This is a genomic window from Yeosuana marina (assembly GCF_011762485.1).
GTDB lineage: Bacteria > Bacteroidota > Bacteroidia > Flavobacteriales > Flavobacteriaceae > Yeosuana > Yeosuana marina.
The window spans coordinates 297,421-322,221 of sequence record NZ_JAAKGI010000025.1 but is presented as its reverse complement, the minus strand read 5'-3'; the positions used below and the strand labels follow the sequence as shown (position 1 = coordinate 322,221).

16 protein-coding genes are annotated in these 24,801 nt (G+C 33.1%); 9 read left to right on the top strand and 7 right to left on the bottom strand.

Translation table 11 applies throughout. The annotated features are described in order from the left end of the window. The first annotated feature begins 54 nt into the window (after positions 1–54). The 9 genes from G5V56_RS13835 (at position 55) to G5V56_RS13795 (ending at position 15,497) form a co-directional block, all read left to right on the top strand. On the top strand, positions 55–1,533 hold the full coding sequence (locus tag G5V56_RS13835; RefSeq protein WP_166966026.1) for a sodium:solute symporter: 1,479 nt from the start codon (positions 55–57) through the stop codon (positions 1,531–1,533). Between the two features lie 22 nt (positions 1,534–1,555). Further along, on the top strand, positions 1,556–3,847 hold the full coding sequence (locus tag G5V56_RS13830; protein ID WP_166966024.1) for a DUF6259 domain-containing protein: 2,292 nt from the start codon (positions 1,556–1,558) through the stop codon (positions 3,845–3,847). A gap of 7 nt (positions 3,848–3,854) precedes the next feature. Next, entirely contained in the window at positions 3,855–4,679 is an 825-nt protein-coding gene (murQ, locus tag G5V56_RS13825) for an N-acetylmuramic acid 6-phosphate etherase (protein WP_166966022.1), read from the top strand. Continuing rightward, complete coding sequence (locus G5V56_RS13820; protein WP_166966020.1) at positions 4,672–6,360, top strand: glycoside hydrolase family 3 protein; 1,689 nt, start codon at positions 4,672–4,674, stop codon at positions 6,358–6,360. Before murQ ends, G5V56_RS13820 begins: the two co-directional genes overlap by 8 nt. Then, a complete protein-coding gene (locus G5V56_RS13815) occupies positions 6,341–7,843 on the top strand; it encodes a glycosyl hydrolase family 18 protein (protein ID WP_166966018.1) in 1,503 nt (500 codons plus the stop codon). The genes G5V56_RS13820 and G5V56_RS13815 overlap by 20 nt, the downstream gene beginning before the upstream one ends. Positions 7,844–7,888: 45 nt before the next feature. Continuing rightward, positions 7,889–10,813: an FAD-binding and (Fe-S)-binding domain-containing protein gene (locus tag G5V56_RS13810; RefSeq protein ID WP_166966016.1), complete on the top strand. Its 2,925-nt coding sequence runs from the start codon at positions 7,889–7,891 to the stop codon at positions 10,811–10,813. A 21-nt stretch (positions 10,814–10,834) separates the two neighbouring features. Beyond that, entirely contained in the window at positions 10,835–12,763 is a 1,929-nt protein-coding gene (nagB, locus tag G5V56_RS13805; protein WP_166966014.1) for a glucosamine-6-phosphate deaminase, read from the top strand. Positions 12,764–12,829: 66 nt separating this feature from the next. After that, positions 12,830–13,939, top strand: a complete 1,110-nt coding sequence (locus G5V56_RS13800; RefSeq protein WP_166966011.1) for an acyltransferase family protein — start codon at positions 12,830–12,832, stop codon at positions 13,937–13,939. Positions 13,940–13,955: 16 nt separating this feature from the next. Next, positions 13,956–15,497, top strand: a complete 1,542-nt coding sequence (locus G5V56_RS13795) for a glutamate racemase (RefSeq protein WP_166966009.1) — start codon at positions 13,956–13,958, stop codon at positions 15,495–15,497. 83 nt (positions 15,498–15,580) lie between these two features. Here G5V56_RS13795 and G5V56_RS13790 read toward each other — a convergent pair whose 3' ends face one another. The 7 genes from G5V56_RS13790 to G5V56_RS19145 all read right to left on the bottom strand — a co-directional run bounded on the left by G5V56_RS13790 (position 15,581) and on the right by G5V56_RS19145 (position 24,765). Continuing rightward, a complete protein-coding gene (locus G5V56_RS13790) occupies positions 15,581–15,769 on the bottom strand; it encodes a YgaP family membrane protein (RefSeq protein WP_166966007.1) in 189 nt (62 codons plus the stop codon). A gap of 12 nt (positions 15,770–15,781) precedes the next feature. Beyond that, positions 15,782–16,087: a hypothetical protein gene (locus G5V56_RS13785; protein WP_166966005.1), complete on the bottom strand. Its 306-nt coding sequence runs from the start codon at positions 16,085–16,087 to the stop codon at positions 15,782–15,784. A gap of 101 nt (positions 16,088–16,188) precedes the next feature. Further along, a complete protein-coding gene (locus G5V56_RS13780; RefSeq protein WP_166966003.1) occupies positions 16,189–19,425 on the bottom strand; it encodes an efflux RND transporter permease subunit in 3,237 nt (1,078 codons plus the stop codon). Between the two features lie 107 nt (positions 19,426–19,532). Beyond that, positions 19,533–20,606, bottom strand: a complete 1,074-nt coding sequence (locus G5V56_RS13775; protein WP_166966001.1) for an efflux RND transporter periplasmic adaptor subunit — start codon at positions 20,604–20,606, stop codon at positions 19,533–19,535. 92 nt (positions 20,607–20,698) lie between these two features. After that, positions 20,699–22,012 (bottom strand): TolC family protein, encoded by a 1,314-nt coding sequence (locus G5V56_RS13770; protein ID WP_166965999.1) that lies wholly within the window; start codon positions 22,010–22,012, stop codon positions 20,699–20,701. Positions 22,013–22,202: 190 nt separating this feature from the next. Then, positions 22,203–24,398: a heavy metal translocating P-type ATPase gene (locus G5V56_RS13765; RefSeq protein ID WP_166965997.1), complete on the bottom strand. Its 2,196-nt coding sequence runs from the start codon at positions 24,396–24,398 to the stop codon at positions 22,203–22,205. A gap of 232 nt (positions 24,399–24,630) precedes the next feature. After that, positions 24,631–24,765, bottom strand: a complete 135-nt coding sequence (locus G5V56_RS19145) for a hypothetical protein (protein ID WP_262886928.1) — start codon at positions 24,763–24,765, stop codon at positions 24,631–24,633. Positions 24,766–24,801: the final 36 nt, after the last annotated feature.

Sequence of the window (24,801 nt, the reverse complement as noted above, 5' to 3'; positions counted from 1 at the left end):
TTGATATCAACTATATTTATAATCTAGAGGATAATTGAAAAAATGATAAAATAAATGAACGCAACACTAATTTTACTAATTGTAGCATCCTATTTTGGGGTATTATTGCTAATATCTCATTTTGTTTCTAAAAATACGAGTGATGAATCTTTTTATACAGGCGATAGAAAATCACCATGGCAAGTCGTTGCTTTTGGAATGATTGGAGCTGTATTATCAGGAGTTACGTTTGTATCAATTCCAGGGATGGTTGGTAATAATTATTTTTATTATTTACAGTTTGTTTTTGGTAATGTTGTTGGGTACGTTTTTATAACCTATGTGCTTCTTCCTATTTATTATGATTTAAAACTGATTTCAATCTATACGTATTTAGAATCGCGTTTCGGCATCAAAACGTATAAAACAGGTTCGCTATTTTTTCTAATATCACAATCATTTGGAGCAGCTCTTCGCTTGTTGCTTGCTGCAAAAATATTACAGTATGCTGTATTTGATGCATTTCATGTTCCATTTTTTTTAACGGTTATTATCATTCTAGCTCTTATCTGGTTGTACACTAATAAATCGGGTATTAAAACAATTGTGTGGACAGATATGCTTCAAACATTTTTCTTAATATCAGCTGCAATAATATCTATTTATGTTGTTAAGAGTTCCTTAGGTTTAAGTTTTTCAGAAACTATTACATCTGTTACAGAACATGAATATTTTAAAGTTTTTAATTGGGATATGCATTCAGGGAGTAACTTTTTCAAACAATTTATTTCAGGGGTTTTAATTGCTATTGCTATGATTGGTTTGGATCAAAATATGATGCAAAAAACATTGACCTGTAAAAACAAAAAGGAGGCACAACAAAACATCTTAACCTTTAGCTTGATTTTAGCCGTTACGCAATTCCTGTTCTTAGGTTTGGGAGTTATGTTGTATTTATATGCTGAAAAATTTGGTATTCATTTAGATGTCGAAAACGGAAAATTTATTAATACAGATAATTTATTTCCTATGCTTTCTTTAAATCATTTCGGAACTATTGCTAGTATAAGTTTTATTTTAGGAATAACTGCAGCGTCTTTTTCGAGTGCAGATTCCGCTTTAACAGCATTAACAACCTCTTTTACACATGATTTTTTAGATATTCAACACAAAACTTCAAAAGAAAAAAAGAAATTAAAAAATTATGTTTTATTTGGTTTTTCAGCAGTCATATTTACAATTATTATGCTGTTTTCTCATAGTAAAGGCGATGTGATTTCAACTATTTTTAAGGTAGCAGGTTATACATATGGACCGCTATTAGGACTTTATATGTTTGGAATTTTTACTAAGATAAAAATAAAAGATTGGGCGGTTCCATTTATATGCATACTCACACCAATAGCAACCTATGCTTTAAATTATTACTTTATTGTATGGTTTAAATTTGACTTTGGTTTTATGAACATTTTTGTAAATGCGCTTCTTACAGTTATTTGTCTTGTTCTTTTTAAGAGAAGAACATTAGTGTTAGATAATGCAACAGCAGAGTAATTTTTAGAAAAAAATAATTAAGATGAAAACCATAAAAAATAGAATTTATATAGTGCTGTGTAGTTGCATGCTATTTTACTGTTTTTTGGGGTGTGATAATATTAAAATACGGCAGAGTGCAACTGTAGAAAACGGTAAAATTGAACTAAGTTTTGATAAAAACTCAGGAGCTTTCCAATCATTTAAAACAGTTAGTAATAGTTATGATTTTTTTGATTTAATTAAACCTACAGAATCACTTTGGAAGATTGATTTTTTGCAAACACCGGGTGTTAAATCAATTGAAATGGCAGCGGCATCAGGCTTTCATTTTTTAAAACAGGATGCCCACACTCTAGTGTTAACTTGGGATGATTTTAAAGGTATTGAGAACAAAAAATTTAAAGTTATAGCTACTGTTAAACTTATAGAAAACAAACCTTTGTCTTCTTGGAAAATTTCAGTTGAAGGAATCGAGGGTGAAAAAATTAGCCGAGTTGTTTTTCCTATAATTTCAGGAATAAAAGATCTCGGTGATGAAAATTTGGCAGTACCTTATTGGATGGGAGTAAAAACTAAAAACCCACGAAATAGCCTTTCAAAGATCGAAGTAAAAGAAAAAAAATATGAATGGCAGTATCCAGGTAGAATGTCATTGCAATGTATAGCCTTATACAATGATTCTGAGAAATTTGGACTTTATACTGCTTGTAACGATTCGCTGGCTTACAGAAAAGATTTTTCTTATACGCTAGACGGTTCTAATAACCTTACCTATAAAGTTAGCAATTATCCGTCTATCGATCAAAAATCAGATATTTATTCGCCAAAATATGAAGCCATTATAGGTTCGTTTAAAGGAGATTGGATTACTGCTGCAGAGCAATACAGAGAATGGGGGTCTAAACAAAAATGGTCTTCTGAAAGTAGATTTAAAAATGGATTAACTCCAAAAAGTTTAGAGGAGACAGCTTTATGGGAATGGAATAGAGGAAAATCAATTAATGTTCTTGAGCCCGCCAAAAATCTAAAGCAAAAACTAAACTTGCCAGTTAATGTATTTTGGCACTGGTGGCATGGGTGTTCATATGATGATGGATTCCCTGAATATTTTCCACCTAGAGAGGGCAAGGAATCTTTTATAACAGCAATGAGGTCTACTCAAAAAGAAGGTATAAAATCTATTGTTTATATGAATCAAATGCAATGGGGAACAGAGACTGAGAGTTGGCAAAAAGAAAATGCTTTGGCCTATGCCGTGAAAGATATTAATGGTAATACAAACACCCATACCTACAACATATTTACCAATAAATCTTTAACAACAATGTGCATGGGTACACAGTTTTGGAAAGATAAATATACATCCTTATCAGATGAGGCTATAAATACTTATCAAACCAATGGAGTTTATATGGATCAAGCTTGTTTTAGTTTTTTATGTTACGACAAGACTCATGGGCATCCTGTTGGAGGAGGTAACTATTGGCTTAAAAATTTCGGAAAACTCACAGAACAAATCCGTTCAAAATTCCCTGAAAACAAAGATGTATTTCTCGCAGGAGAAGGCGTAAGTGAAGCTTGGTTACCGTATTTAGATGCTTTTCTCACATTGCAGGTTAGTATGGAAAGATATGCAGGCGATAATGGGTGGGAACCAATTCCGTTTTTTCAAGCTGTATATCATCAATACGCAATTACTTATGGCAATTATTCATCTCTAATTGTACCTCCATATGATGAATTATGGCCTAAAGAATATGCGCCAAAGAATCCATTAGCACTTTTAGATGAAAGTTATAGCAAGCAATTTTTAATGGAACAAGCTAGATCATTCGTTTGGGGATTACAGCCTACAATTTCTAATTATCAAAATTTTTTAGTTTCAAAAAGAACGAAAGAAATAGATTATTTATTAAATCTTGCTAGGGTGCGGAATAATGGATTAAAATATCTGTTACGTGGAAAGTTTTTTCGTTCTCCTAAAATGATTACAAAAGAAGAAACTCTTGATATGTCTAGGCTATCAATATATGCTGGTAAAACGGGAAATACAGTTACAGCTTTTAAAAAAACAGCCGATTTAATTTATTCTGGAGCATGGAAGTCTGATGATAATCAATTAGGAATAGCTTTAGCAAGTATAAGCGATGATTCATACCAGATTGATTTAAGTATTAGTTCTGATGATTATGGGCTGAATCCCAATGGTAGAGTTAATATTATAAATGAAGACGGTGCGAAGTTTATGACCACATATGAAGAAGGTAAGATTGATATAAATTTTACACTTCAACCCAGACAGATATGTATTATAGAAATAATAAATGAATAAAAATAGAATGAAAAACAAACTAACAACTGAAGAACCTTCTGTTTATGATGATTTAGAAAAAATGAGCACATTTGATCTGCTATCAAATATGAACGCAGAAGATAAAACAGTTCCTTATGCTATTGAAAAAGCAATTCCTTCATTACAGAAACTGGTAGATGTTATTTATGAAAAAATGAGTACCGGAGGACGATTGTTTTATATAGGAGCTGGAACTAGCGGACGATTAGGTGTTCTCGATGCCTCAGAATGTCCACCTACCTACGGTGTAGATGATAATTGGGTGATAGGTTTAATTGCTGGAGGCGACACCGCACTCAGAAAGGCCGTTGAAAATGCCGAAGATGATACAACATTGGCATGGAGAGATTTAAAAAAGTTTAATATCAATGAAGATGATGTTCTTATTGGTATAGCAGCTTCAGGTACAACACCCTATGTTATAGGAGGTGTAAAAAAAGCAAAACAGAAGAATATTGTTACGGGATGTATAACCTGTAATGAAAATTCACCATTATCAATGGCAGTAGATTATCCAATAGAATTAGTAGTTGGGCCAGAATTTGTTACAGGAAGTACCAGAATGAAAGCTGGAACAGCTCAAAAGTTAGCTTTGAATATGATTTCAACTACCGTTATGATAAAGTTGGGACGTGTAAAGGGTAATAAAATGATTGACATGCAACTTTCAAATAAAAAGCTTGTAAATAGAGGTGTAAGAATGATAATGAACGAACTTAATGTTGACGAAATAACAGCTACAGATTTGTTACTGGAACATAAAAGCGTTAGAAAAGCTATTGATGCATTTAATTTATTAAAAAATGAGTAAAATTTTAGGAACAGTTTTTTTAGGAGTCGTTTTTTTAGCATCTTTTTTTAGTCCTCACAATAAAGACTTCAAGACCAAAGACAATAAAACAAAATGGGTTGATAGTATTTATGGAGGCATGACCCTTCAAGAAAAGGTCGGTCAGCTATTTATGGTTGCTACCTATTCAAATAGAGATAAAAATCATACCGATTCTATTGAAAATCTTATTAAAAATTATAACATAGGTGGTCTTATATTTTTTCAAGGAGGGCCGGTACGACAAGCTAAACTAACAAACACGTATCAATCTATTGCCAAAGTCCCTTTGTTAATTGGTATGGATGCAGAATGGGGTTTAAATATGCGATTAGATAGTACCGCAAGGTTTCCTTACAATATGACACTTGGTGCTATTAAAAATGATGATTTAATCAAACAAATAGGAAGTCAAATTGGGAAACATTGCAAGCGTTTAGGTGTTCATCTAAATTATGCTCCCGTGGTTGATATTAATACCAATTCTAAAAATCCAATCATTGGAGTCCGCTCTTTTGGTGAAGATAAATACAATGTAAGCAATAAGGCTATTGCGTTTACTCAAGGCATGCAAAATGAAGGTGTCATGGCGTGTGCAAAACATTTCCCCGGACATGGCGATACCGATCAAGATTCTCATAAAACGTTACCAACCGTATCGTTTTCAAAAGAACGTATTGATTCTGTTGAATTATACCCGTATAAAGAATTATTTAAAAAAGGTGTTGCCGGTGTTATGGTGGCACATTTAAACGTTCCTAGTTTAGAACCTAAAGAAGGTTTACCATCATCTTTATCATACAATATTGTTACAAACATTTTAAAAGGCGAACTTGACTATAAAGGATTAATTTTTACAGACGCTTTAAATATGAAAGGCGCCGCCAATTATGAGGAACCTGGCGATATAGATTTAGCTGCATTCAAGGCCGGTAATGATGTGTTGTTATTTACAGAAAATGCACCAAAAGCAATTTCAAAAATTATTGAAGCTTATGATAACAAAGAGATAACAGAAGAACGCTTAGCACACTCTGTAAAAAAGATTTTAGGGGCTAAATACGATGTTAATTTGAATCATTTTAAACCAATTGATACGGTAAATTTAGTAAATGATTTGAATGATATTAAAAATACTGTGTTAAATGAAGAAGCTATTAGCAGTGCCATAACAACCTTAAAGAATGTTAAGGATATTTTTCCAATTAAGGAAAATAAAAAAGAGAACATTGCTTTTATAAAATTGGGAGATGGTGAATATATCGACTTCATTTTAGAATTAAAATCAGGAATGAATGTTCATGATATTTCGGGGCTTTCTCTTAAAAAGACTTTAAAAATTCTCAAGAAATATGATAAAGTAATCATTGGTTATCATCGTTTAAATTATAGATTGACTAAAAGAATAGCAGATACGGATAGAGTTTTTGTTGAAACCATTTCAAAACGGCATAAAGTAATTTTAGATGTATTTGCAAGCCAGTATTCTTTAGAAAAATTATCATTTAAAAATATTGAAGGTGTTTTGATTTCTTATGAAAATTCAGAGCTGGCTCAAAAAGTATCGGCTCAGGTTATTTTAGGAAAGATGAAAACAATTGGCAGGTTGCCAGCATCTTTAAACAGTAAATATTCTGTTGGTTATGGAATTGAAACAAGATAATTTCATTAGTTCAATAAATATAAAAATTTTACATTTTAAAGCCTTATTTATGCTGACTTTTTTGGTGTCTCAAGTTTTAGTATCTCAAGAAGTCATTAGAAAAGGAGCACATGAATTACAAAAAGAAGAGTTTGGTAAACTTGAAACTGTCCAAAAAGACTCTAATACTAATAAAGATGAAATTATCTCTTTAAGGCAAGGTCAAGTAAATACTTTAAATAAAATGGTCTTTGGTTTTCTGCCTTATTGGGAGCAAAGTAATAATGCACATAGCAACATTCAGTATAACTTACTGTCTCATTTAGCTTGTTTTGATTTTTTAGCTCAGTTAGACGCATCGATAGATACACCCGCAGGGTGGCCTTGGGTTAATGAGATTAATGCTGCACATGCAGCAGGGACAAAAGTAATTATGACTGTTGTTAATTTTGGAGGAGCAGATGGGGCTGATGCTGTTGCATGGGAATTATTTACAAATACCACCAAAAGGGATATTTTTTTTGCTAATGTAAAAAGTAGAATTCAAGCTGATAATTTAGATGGTGTTAATATAGATTTTGAAGGTTTGTCGAGTGCGCATAGAGGAGCTGAATTAAATACATTTATGGCTGATTTAACCTCATATATTCATGCTGAATTACCTGGTAAAGAAGTTTCTTTTGACGGACCAGCGGTTAATTGGGGTGGTTGGTTAATTGATGGTTTAGTTAATAGTGTAGATTACTTAGTAGTCATGGCATATGACTATACAGGTGCGAACGACGGGTTTTCTGGTCCGGTGTCTCCTTTAACTCATCACACACCTACAAAACGTTTTGTTACAAGAACTATAGAAACAGGGACTTATGCTATTCCTACTGCAAACAACCCTGAAAAGTTAATTTTGGCAGTACCTTATTATGGGCAATATTGGAAAACGACATCGAATGCTTCTGAGTCAGCAACTACTGCCTATGTGGGGTCCACCAGATTTAAAAACACTATAATTGAAGCTGATAGTTACGGTGGTTTTATTTGGAATTCGGATTTTGAATATCCTTGGTATACCTGGAACGACGGTACTAGCTGGCATCAAGTTTGGACAGATAACGAGTTAAGCATATCTAAAAAATTTGATTTGGCTATAGCCGATAATTTAGGAGGTGTTGGAATGTGGGCATTAAATTATGATGGAAATAGACCGGAATTATGGGATTTAATAAATACAAAATTTGGAGCAACGGCATCATTGAGTGATGATTACATAAAAGATAATATTAAAGTGTATCCTAACCCAACCAATGGGGTAATACTAATAGCAAATAGTGATAATTTAAAAACGAGCAAAGTAGAGCTCTTCAATTTTTTAGGACAATCAATAATGAAAATCAACCCAAAAAGTAAGTCTGTCGATGTAAGTCATTTAGATAATGGTATGTACTTTTTGAATATTGAAAATAATGAAGGCAATAAAAGAACATTTAAAATCTTAAAATCAAATTGAGTTTCTAGGTTTAATGAGAAAAGACAATGATGATTTAATAATAGTATGAAAGTTGAAATAACACAAGCTTTAAAAAGTTTATCAATCACCTTGGAAGGAGAGGTTTTTTATGATTTGCTTCATAAAAGCATCTATGCTACTGATGCTTCTGTTTATAGAAAAATACCATTGGGTGTTGTGTATCCAAAAAGCAATCAAGATATAAAAACGCTCATTCTTTTTGCAAAAGAAAATAAAATTACACTTATTCCAAGAGCTGCAGGAACATCTTTAGCTGGACAGTGTGTGGGCGATGGTTTGGTGGTTGATACTTCAAAATATTTCACTAAAATTTTAGATTTTAATGAGCAAAATAAAACAATTAAGATACAGCCGGGTGTAATAAGAGATGAATTAAACGATTATTTAAAACCGTACGGATTGTTTTTTGCGCCCAACACATCAACCAGTAACAGATGTATGATAGGAGGTATGGTTGGCAATAATTCATCAGGAACAACATCCATTAAGTTTGGAGTTACTCGTGATAAAATTGTAGAATTGAAAACGATTTTAAGTGATGGCTCTGAAGCTACTTTTAGTGATTTAACAAGTGAAGAGTTTTTATTGAAAATGATTGGTGACAACTTAGAAAGCGATATTTATAAATCGGTTTATAACGAACTTTCTAACACTGAACATCAATTGGAAATTAAAAAGGAGTTTCCTAAAAGTTCCATTCACAGAAGAAATAATGGCTATGCTATTGATGAATTGTTAAATTCTAAAGTATTTGGTGGAGCTGATACACATGTTAATCTCTCAAAATTGTTAGCAGGAAGTGAAGGAACCTTGGCTTTTACCACAGAAATTACGCTTAAATTAGACACGTTACCGCCTCCAAAAAACATCATGGTTGCTGCTCATTTTAGCAGTATTCAAGAAAGTATGGAAGCTGTTGTAGTGGCTATGCGACATAATTTGTTCACTTGCGAGTTAATGGATAAAACCATTCTAGATTGTACAAAAAACAATAGAGAACAATTAAAAAACAGATTTTTTGTTGAAGGTGATCCAAAAGCCATTTTGATGCTTGAAATCTGTACAGAGGATGATGAAGAATCAAAAGCTTTAACCAATGCGTTGATTGCTGATTTAAAAACGAATAACTTAGGATATGCATTTCCTAAATTGATAGGTAGTGAAATTAACCAGGCACTAGAACTTCGAAAAGCAGGTTTAGGGTTGCTTGGAAATATAGTAGGTGATGATAAAGCGGTTGCTTGTATTGAAGATACAGCCGTTGACTTGAAAGACTTGCCAAATTATATTTCAGAATTTTCTAAAATGATGGAAGACTTTGGTCAAGATGCGGTCTATTATGCGCATGCAGGAGCTGGCGAATTACACTTACGTCCGATTTTAAATTTAAAGAAACAAGAGGATGTTGTGTTGTTTAGAGAAATAACCTCAAAGACGGCAGCGCTAGTTAAAAAATATGGGGGTTCTTTTAGTGGTGAACATGGCGATGGTATTGTTAGAGCAGAATTCATTCCCAAAATGATTGGAGAAAAAAATTATGCGCTTATAAAACGAATCAAGAATACCTTCGACCCCAATAATATTTTTAATCAAGGAAAGATTGTGGATGCCTTTCCAATGGATAAAAATTTAAGATACGAGGTTGATAGAAAAGAACCAGAAATTAATACTATTCAAGATTTCTCTGATAGTCAAGGAATTCTTAGAGCTGCTGAAAAATGTAATGGTTCTGGAGATTGCAGAAAGCTTCCAGAAGCTGGTGGCACCATGTGTCCAAGTTACAGAGCAACCAGAAATGAAAAAGATACCACACGAGCACGGGCTAATGTGTTAAGAGAGTTTTTGACAAATTCAGAAAAGAAAAACAAATTCAATCACAAAGAGTTATACGATGTTTTTGATTTGTGCTTAAGCTGTAAAGCTTGCGCGAGTGAATGTCCAAGTAATGTTGATGTGGCATCTTTAAAAGCCGAGTTTTTACATCAGTATTATAAAGAAAATGGTATTCCATTCAGAACAAAAATTTTCGCCAATAATGTTAAGTTAAATAAACTAGGCATGATAATGCCTTCAGTAACAAATGCTGTTTTAAATACTAAAATAACCAAGAAGTTATTAGGTGTTGCAGTTCAAAGAAGTATTCCCGAATTAGCTCATAAAACCTTTTATAGTTGGTATAAAACCAATAAAAAAAGACTTCTAAGTAAACCGGTAAAACATAAAGAGCTTTTTCTATTTATGGATGAGTTTACAAATTATTATGACGTTACTATAGGAATAGATTGTATGGAACTTTTAACCGATTTAGGTTATAAAGTGAACATTACCAATCATGAAGAAAGCGGAAGGAGTTTTATTTCAAAAGGCGTTTTAGATAAAGCAAAACGGATAGCCGATTTTAATGTGACTTTTTTTAAAGATAAGATTTCGAGTGAAACACCCTTATTGGGAATTGAACCATCGGCAATTTTAACCTTTAGAGATGAATATTTAAGATTGGCTGACGACAAAGAATCAGCAAATCATATAGCTAAAAACACCTTCACTATAGAAGAGTTTATTAAGCAAGAGTTTGATAATAAACACATCCTTTCAGAAAGTTTTACAACCAAAAGTGAAGTATTAAAAATACATGGTCATTGTCAACAAAAATCATTAAGCAGTACAGAACCAACATTCAGGATGTTATCAATTCCAAAAAATTATAAAGTCACCATTATAAATTCGGGTTGTTGCGGAATGGCAGGGTCTTTTGGTTATGAAAAAGAGCATTATCAAGTAAGTATGCAGGTTGGTGAAGATACTTTGTTTCCAAAAGTTAGAAATGCAGAAGGCGAGGTTATTATTGTAGCTGCAGGAACAAGTTGCAGACATCAAATTAAGGATGGAACCAGTAGAACTTCTATACATCCTATAAGTGTTTTAAGAAAAGCTTTTATTAATAGATAATTAAAATAATACCAAATAGATATGTTAAAAAGTAGTATAGATAAGGCGACAGGATTTGAAAAACGGTTTGAAAATATAGGAACCGTCGTTTTTGAAAATTCTGTTTTAGCATCCAAAGCAGTCGCTAAAGAAATAGCAGATTTAATTCGAGTAAAACAAGCTCAAAAGCAACCTTGCATATTAGGGTTGGCAACAGGATCTTCCCCCAAAGGATTGTACGCGGAGTTGGTAAGGCTGCATAAAGAAGAAGGCTTAAGTTTTAAAAATGTGGTATCATTTAATTTAGATGAATACTATCCCATGGAGCCAGATTCAGTGAACAGTTATGTCAGGTTTATGAAGGAACTGTTATTCAACCATGTGGATATCTTACCAGAGAACTATAATATTCCAGACGGAACTCTATCAAAAGAAGAAATAGCTGATTATTGTAATGCCTATGAATCAAAAATAGAAGCATTGGGTGGTATCGATTTACAAATTCTTGGTATTGGAGGTAATGGTCATATTGGGTTTAACGAATCCGGATCTCTACAAAACTCAAAAACTAGATTAGTAGCTTTAGACCATATTACCAGAGTCGCAGCGAGCCATGATTTTTCCGGATTAAATAATACACCCAGAACGGCCATTACCTTAGGTGTTAAAAAGATTATGGAAGCCAAAAGAGTCATATTAATGGCATGGGGAGAACGAAAATCAAATATTATTCAAGCATCAGTTGAAGGCCCCGTAACCAACCAAGTACCTGCCTCTTTTTTACAAGAACATAACAACGCGACCTTTGTTTTAGATCAAGCGGCATCCTCAAAATTAACCAGAATTAATACGCCTTGGTTAGTTGAAAAAGTGACTTGGACAGATAAACTTATCAGAAAAGCGGTTTTAGGTTTAGCCATTGATTTAAAGAAACCAATCTTAATGCTCACGGATGCCGATTATATTGAAAACGGGATGAGTGATTTACTTGCAGATTCCGGTCCGGCTTACGACATTAATATTAAAATATTCAATAAACTACAAAATACAATAACCGGTTGGCCAGGAGGAAAACCTAATGCCGATGATAGCAAACGTCCCGAAAGAGCCGAACCAGCTAGTAAGCGTGTTCTTATTTTTAGTCCGCATCCAGATGATGATATTATAAGTATGGGAGGTACCTTCAAGCGGTTACAAGAGCAGGGTCATGAAGTGCATGTTGGATATCAAACCTCAGGAAACATTGCAGTAGCAGATGATGAAGCCCTACGATTTGCAAGCTTTGTCTGTGATTACAATGAAAAATTCGGAATTGATAATAAAGAGGCACAATCTATTTTCAAAAAAGCTAAAACTTTTCTTAAAAACAAAAAGACGAGTGAAATAGATAGTTCTGATGTTAGATATATTAAAGGATTAATAAGAAAAGGAGAAGCAAGATCTACTTGTCATTATGTAGGTGTTCCGGATAGTCAAATTCATTTTATGGAATTACCATTTTACGAAACTGGTAGTATTGAGAAGAAGCCATTGGGAGAGATAGATATACAAATAACCATGGATTTGATAGAGAAAATAAAACCTCATCAAATATATGCAGCAGGAGATTTAGCAGACCCGCACGGAACCCATAAAGTATGTTTAGATGCTGTTTTTGAAGCAGTCAAAAGACTAAAACCTAAGAAGTTCATGAATGATTGTTGGTTGTGGCTATACCGAGGCGCATGGCAAGAATGGAGCATTGATGAGATTGAGATGGCCGTTCCAATGGGGCCAGACCAAGTATTGGAAAAACGAAAAGGGATTTTTAAACATCAATCACAAAAAGATGGTGTGGTCTTTCAGGGAGCAGATAGCAGAGAATTTTGGCAACGCGCAGAAGATAGAAATAAAGAAACAGCTGATATTTACCATCAGTTAGGCTTATCTCATTATGCAGCTATGGAAGCTTTTGTTAGGTGGATGTATTAATTTTTTATAAATTTCAAAGAAACGATGTAAAGAATATTTTAATTTAAATAATTTAATAGCAATAGTATGAGTACTACAAATCGTATTTTATCAGTAGATATTTTTAGAGGCATCACAGTTGCAGCTATGATTTTGGTTAATAATCCTGGATCATGGGGTCATGTATATGCGCCTTTTTTGCATGCAGAATGGCATGGTTTAACCCCTACAGATTTGATATTTCCTTTTTTCTTGTTCATAGTGGGAATGTCAATTACATTGGCATATACCAAAAAGAAAGCTGCAGGGGTTGATGGTACCGTATATAAGAAAATAGTTTCTAGAACTATTAAGTTGATAGTTTTAGGTCTCATACTTGCAGGATTTACACTGAGTTTTCCGTTTTTTAAAGATTTTTCTACTTTAAGACTTCCTGGTGTGTTGCAGCGAATAGGAGTTGTGTTTTTTATAGCTTCAATATTGTTTTTAAATGTTAATTGGAAAGTGTTAATAGCTATTTTTATATCTATTTTAATAGGATATTGGTATGTTATGACTCAAATCCCTATTAATGGACAACCTCCTTTATTAGATAAAGTTTCAAATTTGGCAACAGTAATAGATACTCAAGTGCTTACTAGAGCGCATATGTGGAAAATTTATGATCCTGAAGGATTATTGAGTACCATTCCAGCTGTTGCAACTTCGATATTTGGAATGTTATTTGGAAAAATATTAATAAGCCAAAATAGATCTAGTCAAGAAAAGTTGGTATTTTTTATTGTTACAGGAATTATTGCTTTAGTATCAGGATATGTATTTAGTATTATTTTTCCTTTAAATAAAGCACTATGGACAAGTAGTTTTGTTTTAGTAACGGGAGGTTGGGCTTGTTTAGTTTATGCACTTATTTATTTTATTACTGATGTTCTCAAGCAAACTAAATGGGGTACACCAGCCATTATTTTCGGATCTAATGCCATTACCGTTTTCTTTTTATCAGGTGTTATAGGAAGATTATTCGGGATGATTAAAGTTGCAGATAACACTTCGATTCATGGATTTCTATACGGACACCTTTCATCAATAATCACTAATTTAAAGTTAAGCTCATTAATTTATGCCATACTGGTTATTGCGTTTTATTATTTAGTAGCATTGGTGTTATATAAAAAGAAAATTTTCATAAAAGTTTAAGTAAACTTCATACAATATGAAACGTATAGCATTAATAATTGTAGCATCATTTTTTTTAGTTGTTGGCTGTAGAAAAAAAACAACAACTCAAGAAACTGCTCAAATTGAAGTAAATAAAGGTGATATTGTTAACACCATTATTAATGATAAAGAAAGTTTTTATTATGTAGATTTTAAGAATTATCCAAATAATGACAAGAGTTTACCAATAGGAGTTTTTGATTCTGGAACAGGAGGATTAACGGTTCTAAAGGCTATTGTTAATTACGATCAAAATAAAAATGAAACACAAGAGACTGGTAGTGATGGTATTTTAGATTTTAATAAAGAGTCATTTATTTATCTTGGAGATCAGGCCAACATGCCTTACGGAAATTATTCGGGAGTGGGTAAGGTAGATTTGCTAGATGAGCATATTATTAAGGATGCACAGTTTTTATTAAGCAACAAGTATTATTCTGACGCTAATGATTCTATAGCAAACATAGATAAACAATCTATAAAAGTAATAGTTATCGCATGTAATACAGCTACGGCATATGGAAAAGAGGATATAGAAGCGTTTTTAAAAAAGGCAAATTCAGATATTAAAGTAATAGGCGTTATTGATGCTGGTGTTAGAGGTGTTCTAGAAAGGATGCAACCGGACGAAGATGGTAATATAGGAGTTTTAGCAACCGCCGGAACCGTATCCTCTAAAGGATATCATAATACTATTTTGAAATTCAAAAATGAATTAGGTTATACTGGAAATATTGAAGTCTTTTCTCAAGGAGGTGTTGGAATAGCAGAAGCTGTAGATGAAGATGCTAATTATTTTAATAGAAACTTAAAAAAGCCTAGACAAGATTATAAGGGACCTGGACTGCTGGATGCAGATATAAAAATTGATAAGACCTTATTTGATATTTATAATTTTAATTTCAGTAATTATAAAATGCTTTGTGATACCAAAAATGCAGATGATTGCTCAATTTTACAAATAAATGATGCTGAAAATTATGTGCGTTATCATCTGGTAACGCTTATGGAAAACATCAGAAAATCGAATACAAAAAATAAACTAAAATCTATTATTTTAGGTTGCACGCATTATCCCTATTTAACAGAAGAAATTAAAACAGTTCTCAACGAATTGTACAATTATAAAGCAAAAGATGGTTCTTTTCTTTATCGTGGTTTTATGACTGAAAACATCCAATTAATAGATCCTGCTGTAAATACAGCCAAAGAATTATATGATTATCTAAATAAGAAATCATTATTCAATCCAGATGGAGATATTAATGCAAGTGAATTTTATATAAGTGTACCGAATAAAGATAATAAGAGTATCAAAGTAGATGAAGAAGGACGTTTTACTTACGACTACAAGTACGGCAGAAATGCTGGCGAAATACAAGAGTATGTTAAAGTAGTGCCATTTAGTAGAGATAATGTTTCAAACGATATCCTATTACGTTTTCAAAAACAAATTCCCTACGTTTACCAATTGATTCACAACTTTAATTCTAATAATAAAAAGACGGTGGATTTATCATTCGCAAGTAAAATTTAGAATATTTTTAATACTTAGTATTAATAAAAAAAAACAGCAACGAAAATTTCATTGCTGTTTTTTTTACACATATCAATTATAAATTAGCTTTTTACTTTAAAAACTTTTTCTAAAATAGTGTCCATTAAACACCACTTAGTTAAAGATGATTGTAATAAATTAGCGCCTACAAAAGCAGTAAACCATAACCAGTTTATATTTACATAAATGGCAAGTAATAAACTTGCTAGTATAAATGTTCCGGCTATACCTCTAACAATTCTGTTTTTCATAATATTATAGTTTTAGTTGGTTTTTTCTATATTTAATACAGCCACATGAATATGTGACATTGTTTTTTGCTCATCATTAAACTTGTTGACTAAGCCAAATAATAAATCGACGTTTTCTTTTTTTACAAAGGCGTAAAATAAAATAGATTCTGTTTGATTCATTTCACTTGAAAACCAATTTGATTCTACAGCATCTTCAGTGCTGTCTCTATATCCTGTAACTTCTCTAAATGAGAACGTTTTTACTTGCGCTTTTTTTAGCTGCAATTTGATGTCTTTTTCAAATTCTTTAATGGCAGTAATAATAACTAGTTTCATGTCTTTGTTTTTTTGTTTCTCAATGATTATGATTCATCTTCACTTAGCAAAAATTATAACACCCATATTTATAAACTACTCCTAAATATGGGTGCTTCATATTATTGTTCAGTTGTATCTTCTTTGTTTTCTTCAACAATATCTTTCTTTTCCCATTTTTTACGCTCTGTGATATAATAGATTAACGGAACCACAATTAACGTAAGTATAGTAGATACAATGGCTCCAGCTACTAATGAAATGGCTAAACCTTGGAAAATTGGATCAAACAAAATAATGGATGCTCCAATGACTACGGCGCCTGTTGTTAATAAGATTGGTGTTGTTCTTACAGCACCAGCATCGATAATTGCTTGTTTTATAGGAATACCATCATTTAATCTAATCTCTATGAAATCAATTAATAGCACCGAATTTCTAACCATAACTCCAGCTAAAGCAATCATACCAATAAAAGAAGTTGCCGTAAAGAAGGCGCCTAAAAGCCAGTGCCCAAGTACAATACCAACTAACGATAGAGGTATAGCGACCATCATGACCATTGGGGTTTTAAAGTTTTGGAACCAGCCTACAATCAACATATAAATAATAACAATAACTATTAAAAAGGCTGTTCCTAAATCACGGAACACTTCAAGAGTTATTTGCCACTCACCATCCCATTTTACGGTAAAATCTGTTTCTTCGTTGGGGGACCCCATATACAATTCGTTGATTTTATATCCTTTAGGAAGTTTTATTTTTTGAAGTTTTTCATTCATTCCTAAAATAGCGTATACTGGACTTTCAAGTTGGCCAGCCATATCAGCAAGAACATAAACAACACGTTTTTGGTCTTTTCGGTAAATAGTATGTTCTAAGGTTTGCTTTTTAACTGATACTAAATCGCTAACAGAGACTAGTTTACCATTATTACCCTTAATTTTTAAATTTTGAATATCATTTAGCGATGTTTTGTCTTTATCATCTAATGATAATACAATACCAACATTGTCATTTGATGTTTCATCATATAAATTAGCAATGGGATATTCTCGCAGCAAATAAGTTAAATTACCAACGACTTGCTGTGGAGCAATGCCATGAAGCATAGCTTTCTCTTTATCTACTTCTAATTTATATTCTACTTGATTAGCTTCTACCATCCAATCAGTATCCACAACATCAACCGTATTTTCTAAGATGTTTTTTACTTGATCTGCAACTTTAATTTGAGCATCGTAATCAGGTCCACCGTAAACTTCAGCTACCAATGTAGAAAGCACAGGAGGTCCTGGTGGAACTTCAACAATTTTTACATTAGCGCCGTATTTTTTGGCTATTTTTTGAATGTTAGGACGCACAATTTTTGCTACATCATGACTTTGTAAATCTCTATCAGCCTTATGTAAAAGATTTACTTGAATATCAGCCATATTACTACCACCACGCAAATCGTAGTGCCTTACCAAACCATTAAACGTAATAGGGGCAGAGGCGCCAATGTAGTTTTGATAATCTGTTATTTCAGGAATGCTTGTTAAGTATTGAGAAATCTCTTTGGTAACAACAGCAGTTCGTTCTAAAGTAGTGCCTTCAGGCATATCAATTACTACTTGAAACTCGTTTTTGTTATCAAACGGTAACATTTTTACGGCAACAGATTTAGTAAAAAACATCATCACAGATCCTAAAAGAAGGACTAGGGTAATTATAAACATAATGTTACGCTTCCTAGAATTATCTAAAAACGGCTGCTCAATCTTTTTGTAAATTTTATAAATTTTACTGGTTTCTAAACCTTCCTCTTCTTTGTGTGCTTGTGTGTCTTTTTCTTGTAGCAAATGGTAACCTAAATAAGGGGTTACTGTTAAGGCAACAAATAACGATAATATCATGGCGATAGATGCTCCAATTGGCATCGGACTCATATATGGTCCCATCATACCAGATACAAAGGCCATAGGTAATATGGCAGCAATAACAGTAAAAGTTGCTAATATCGTGGGATTTCCTACTTCATTAATGGCATAAATAGCAGCTTGTTTAAATGGCAAGCGCTTCATTTTAAAATGCCTGTGCATATTTTCGGCAATAATAATACTGTCATCTACCACAATACCAACTACAAATACCAATGCAAATAGTGTAATTCTGTTTAAGGTATACCCTAGCATATAATAAGCAAATAAAGTTAGGGCAAAGGTTAATGGTACCGAGAAAAACACTACTAATCCACCACGCCATCCCATAGCTAGCATCACTAAAATAGTTACAGCTAAAATGGCAACTCCTAAGTGTAATAATAATTCGCCAACCTTATCAGATGCTGTTTCTCCATAATTTCTAGTCACATCAATATGAACATCACTTGGTATTAAAGTTGTTTTTAACCTATCAATATGCTGTAATATCTTTTCAGATATTTTCATAGCATCTGCGCCTTTTATTTTTGAAACCGAAATTGTAACCGCTGGATAATCAGATTTATAATCTTTAAAAGATTGATTGGCTTTACCATAACCAAAAGACACATAAGTTTTTGGTGATGATGGTCCGTCTTGAATAGTTGCTACTTGCTTGAGGTAAACAGGCATATTATTATTAACACCAACTACTAAATTTTCAACATCTTCAGCCGTTTCTAAAAAACGCCCAGTTGTAATTAAATATTCGGTATCATTGTTTACAAAGCTTCCAGATTGCGAGCTACTGTTGTTGGCTTTAATCATTTGCATAATTCCTAAAGCATCAACACCATTTCCAGCCATTTTATCCTTGTCAAGAATTACTTTTAATTCTCTATTTCTTCCACCAATTACTTTGGTGATAGATACATCTTTTACTTTTTCAATTTCAGATGTTAACTCCTCAGCTATTTGCCGTAATTGATAATCATCATAATTTTCGCTCCAAAGCGTTAATCCAAGCATGGGCACATCATCAATAGAACGTGTTTTTACAATAGGTTTGTAAACACCTTCTGGAAACATGTTTTCGTGCTTCATCAACTCGTCATATAACTTTACATAAGAGCGTTCGGTATCTTCACCAACATAAAACTGAACTACCATAACGGCTTGACCATTCATAGCCATACTATGTATGTGTTCAACACCTTTAATATTCGAAATAATTTTTTCTAAAGGCTTTACAACTCTATTTTCAACTTCGGCTGGGTTAGCACCTGGATAGCCAACCATTACGTCGGCCATAGGGACATTTATTTGTGGTTCTTCTTCTCTTGGTATGAGAAATGAACTATACACACCAATAACCATCAAAGCAATCATCAATAAAATGGTTAGTTTTGAATTGATGAAAAAATGGGCAATTTTACCTGAAATTCCTTCTTGCATGGGTTTCTATTTTTTGGGCGTTTTAACAGGTTTTCACCAGTCGCTTTTTTTGTTTTTTCACAAAAAAGAGCTCCAACAATGGCTCAATCCATAACGCGTTTTTTTAATTATTGAATACTTACTTTAGCACCATTATATAATTTGCCATCAGCAGAAATAATATATGATTCATCTGATGATAGACCAGATAATACTTCTACTTGGTTACCATAGGTTCTTCCTATACGTAACCAACGCAACAATGCGGTATTACTTTCACTAACCGTATACACACCATAAAGTTGTCCTTTAGTTACAAGGGCTTCTTTGGGTATTAAAATAATTTCTGTTTTTTGTTGTTTTTCTATAGGAAATTGAATGGTTACAAACATGCCCGATAAAATTGAGGCATCTGTTTTTTCTAAAGATACTTTTGCTAAATATTGTCCGCCAGTATTTTTAGCAGATGTACTTATTTCGGTTACTTTACCTTTTATAATTTTATTAATTGATTTTACAACCACATCTACAGATGTGCCAGATGTTATTTTTGAAATTTCGCTTTCAGGCACCATAGCCATAACCTCAAAACTTCCTGGTGATTCCATAGAAACTAGAGGCATACCTGGATTTGCCATATCACCATCTTTAATGTACTTACCAGTAACAATACCATCAAAAGGAGCACGAATATTAGCATAAGCAAATTGTGCATCAACTTCATTTTTCATTTGTTTAGCACCCTCTAATCTTGCTTTAGCCATATTATAATGTGCCGTCATATCATCAAGTTCTTTTTGAGAAGCGCTATTTTCGGCAAACAGATTTTTAAAACGATTATAATCTTTTTCTGCATTTGTAAATGCTGCTGTTGCTTCAGTAATACCAGCATTAACCTGAGCTAATTTAGCTTGTAAATCTGCGTTATTAATAGAAACTAACAGTTGTCCTTTCTTTACTTTATCTCCTACTTCAACAGGCATTTTAGTAATAAAGCCCATCATACGAGTACTTAAATTAGCACTGTTAACAGCTTGTATGGTTCCACTTGCAGTTATAAAAGGGTTATTGTCATTTTCATTTACAGCTTTTACCTTCACAGAAATTGGTGCTGTATCTGTTATTGTTTTTTTCTCATCACTACCACAGCTAGTTGCTAAAAATGTTAGTGCTAAAAAGGCTATTGTATATCTAGTTTTCATCTATATTAATTTTATGTTTTTTTAGTTTTATTTAGGTCTTGACTGCGCTCGACCTGACATTTTTGGTCTCCTCAAGCATAGTCGAGAGTTTTTTAAGCTTTAGTTAAAAATTGTAAGTATGCTTGTGCATAGTTATATTCAAAAATAGTTTGATAATATTCTAATTGTTTTTGTGCAAATTGTGTTTCGGCTATCAATAAATCGGATGTTTTTTCTAAACCTTCTTCAAAGCGATTGGTTCTCATTCTTAAAGACTCATGAGATTGTTCCATAGCAAGTTTAGAAAGCTTTAATTTGTTTTCGGCATCAATAAACATTCGTTTAGCTTTATTGAGTTCTAACTGACTTTGCGATACGTATTGCTCGTATTGCAGTTTTGATTTTTCATACTCAGCTTTACTTTTTTGAGCTTTTCCAAAACGTTTGGTACCATCTAAAATAGTCCAGCTTAATTGTGCGCCAACTAAATAACCGTTAGCATCACCTTGAAATACTTGATCGTCATATAGCTCGTAACTACCAAAGGCATTCAACGTAGGGAGAAAGGTCATTTTATCTGCTTTATTCATGCTTTCATAAGCATTAGAAGCCAATTGCATCGCTTTAATATCTGAACGATCCTCAGAAACTTGTGACGCAGTTATTAAATCAAGTTTGTTAATGGTTAAACTATCTGATGGTTTTAATATGGTATTACTATGGTCGTTCATTAAAAATGATACGTAGTTTGATGCGTTTTCAACATTGCTTTTAGCCATTTGTAGTTGATTCTTTACTTCGGTAACTCTTACATCTACAGCTAACACATCGGCTTTTTGTAGATAGCCTTGTTTAAAACTGTTTTCGGCTAATTGTTTATTAGATTCTGCTGCTTTAAGGGCGGTTTCAATAACACCTAAGGCTTTATAAGCTAACTGCAATTGCATGTAAGCCTTATCAACTTCAAATACCAAATAGTCATTGGTTCTTTCAGTTTTTAAACTCATAGCTTCCATTTTGGTTTTAGCAGCTTTACGCTGATAAAAACCATCGACATTGATAAGTGGTTGCTTAATTTCAATGCGTGTTGAAAAATTTTGAGTCTGATTTGGATCATTCAACAAGGCAGGATTAAAATCATTGGCAGTTAATATCTCCTGATTTAATTTAGACCCAAATGCCATTAATGGATTAGTCGTTGAAATTCCTGTGTAAGAAATAGCAATGTTTGGTAAAAAAATGGCATTAGTTTGTCTAAAATCAGCTTTTGCCTCGTTAAAATCTTCTTCTGAGATTTTAATAGTCTGGTTATTTTCTTTAACCTTGTTTAATACCTCTGTTTTAGATATTGGCACAATATTTTGTGCGTTCAGTAACGAAACAAAGCTTAAAAAACTAAAGGTTAATATGCTTAAAGTATTTTTCATAGATTAAATTTATTTAACAGTGCAAATGTATAGGTGTTTATACAGTTTTTTAGTAACCTTTGTTACCGAGTGTTCTAGAAATAATGCATTGTAGGTATAACGTTAAGTGTAAGGGAAACTGCACCGTTTATATAATGATGTTGTATTTATAGTATTCGTAATAGTCTAAATCTTTTGATAATTCAAAAACTTAGACTTCGTATCTTAACAACCTTAAGGCATTTAATACGACCAGTATAGTTGAACCTTCATGACCTACTACTGCTGGTCCAATTGCTATGGTTCCCATAATTGTCATTGGAACCAAAATGGCGACCATCCCCAAACTGATTACTAAGTTTTGTTTGATGATTTGTTTCGCTTTTCTACTTAAGCCAATTGCAAATGGAAGATTGTTCAGCTTGTCCGCCATCAAAGCTATATCTGCTGTTTCCAGAGCAACGTCTGATCCTGCTGCACCCATAGCAATACCTACTGTGCTTTTTGCCATGGCAGGAGCATCATTAACACCGTCTCCAACCATTGCAACATTTCCTACTTGTTGTTTTAATTGTTCTATGGCATTCACTTTATCTTCGGGTAATAAACTACCCATTGGATCGGTAATTCCAATATGTTTAGCGATTGCATTAGCTACTTTTTGATTATCCCCGGTTAGCATAATCATACGTTTAATTCCCATTTTTTTTAAGGTAGCAAGAGTAGAAATGGATTCCGGACGAGCAATATCCATAGCAGAAACAATACCTAGGTAATTGTTGTCTTGATAAATAATCATGGCTGTGTGACCACCTGATTCGAGTTCTGACATTTTTAAGTCTATTTCTTCAGGAATATTTTTATTTGTCAACTCCTCAAAAAGTCTTCGATTGCCAATATAAACTAAACTACCCTTATAATTGGCTTGAATGCCCCTTGCAGTTATTGCTTTTAGGTTTTCAGCTTTAGGAATTGTAATATTACCTAATTCTTTCTTTCCGCCTTCAACTATTGCGTCAGCTAGGGGGTGGTCACTTAAAGCTTCCACAGCAACAGCAATTTTTAATAGTTGTGATTTGGTGGTGTTTCCAAACGGAATGGCATGAGTCAAGGTTGGTCTTCCTGTGGTGAGTGTTCCTGTTTTATCAAAAGCTATGGCTTTTAAACCTCCTAAATCTTCTAAGGGACGACCTCCTTTAATTAACACACCATGACGGGCTGCAGTGGCAATTCCAGCCAATACCGCACTTGGAGTAGAGATAGCCAACGCACAAGGCGATGCAGCTATTAAGACAGACATTGCCCGGTAAAAACTCCTTTGGAAGGTTTCGTCAATCACAAGGAAACTGAATATTAGAAAAACCACTAAAACTAATACGAAAGGAACATAATATTTTTCAAACTTGTCTGTAAGATGCTGTGTTGGTGATTTCTGAGTCTCGGCTTCTTTTACCATTGTAATAAGTCTTGAAAGTGTACTATCCTTTGCTTCCTTTAATACTTTAATTTCCAATACACCATTCCCGTTTATAGTACCAGCGAAAACTCGGTGTTCTGGAAGAAGTTTATTGATTTCTTTTTCATTTTGCCAATTGTTGTTGGGATGTTTATCTACAGGGATACTTTCTCCAGTGATAGAGGCTTGATTCACGGAACTTGTTCCTTTTGTAACCACACCATCTGCAGCAATTTTTGAATTAGGTTTTACCACAATAATATCTCCCAATTTGAGCTGTTCAATATGCACTTCAATTAATTCGTCATTGCGCTTGACCAAAGCCATAGGTGGAGTTAAATCAGAAAGAGCTGTAATAGATTTCTTTGCTCGCTTCATGGCATAATGCTCTAGGGCATGCCCCAAACTAAATAAAAAAAGTAATAAAGCTGCTTCTCCCCATTTCCCCAATATGGCGGCGCCAGCTGCAGCAAAGAGCATTAGAAAATCTATTTCAAATTTTCCCTTAAGTAAATCTTCAACCGCAGTGAGTAAAGTGAAAACACCTCCGAAAACGCCTCCAATACTATAAAGAATGGTAGAAACATTATCAGGAATGCTAGACATAAAAGAAAAAATAACACCTGATATCCAGAATATACCACTAAGTATTGCAAAATAAAGTTCGGTGTTTTCTCCTAAAATTTGAAGATTGGAAGATATCTGTTTACTTTGTTGCTCGCTAAGTTGCTTCTTAGTATTCTTTGGCTGGTTAGTAGTTAAACCTAATTTTTCAATTGATTCAATAATCTCAGATTGATTTGTCTCATTCCCATCCCATTCCAATTGTACAATCCCTAGCTTTGAAACAGAAACATGATTAACACCCTTTTTCTCATGCAAAATTTGCTCAATTTTTCGAGCATTTCGAGTATGTTTAATTTCGCTTATTTCTAAATGTAGGGTGTTCATTTTTATTATAATGAATGCTTTGAGTCTCTTTTAAATTTGTTTTTTAATCAGATGGTGGAAAGCAACAATATAGATATTGAACAGGAAAATAAACATGATTTTTGTTAGCTATTAAAAACATTCTTTTACCCAGTAGATAAAAGATGTTTCTAAAAAAGTAAAGCAACCTTTATATTACTAAAGATTGCTTTATTTAAAAACCAAACAACAAAAAAATCAACCATTATGAAGGTCAATTAACTTTTCTTGTGCCGCCATGTCCGCCGGCAACAATAACCATTACTTTTATACTTAAAATAAAGAATTTAAAGAGTTGTATTATAGGATTCATCATTTTGAATCGTTGTATCGGTGAAATTCTTCTCATAATTTTTCGTTTTTATTTTTTGAATTAACTTTCTTT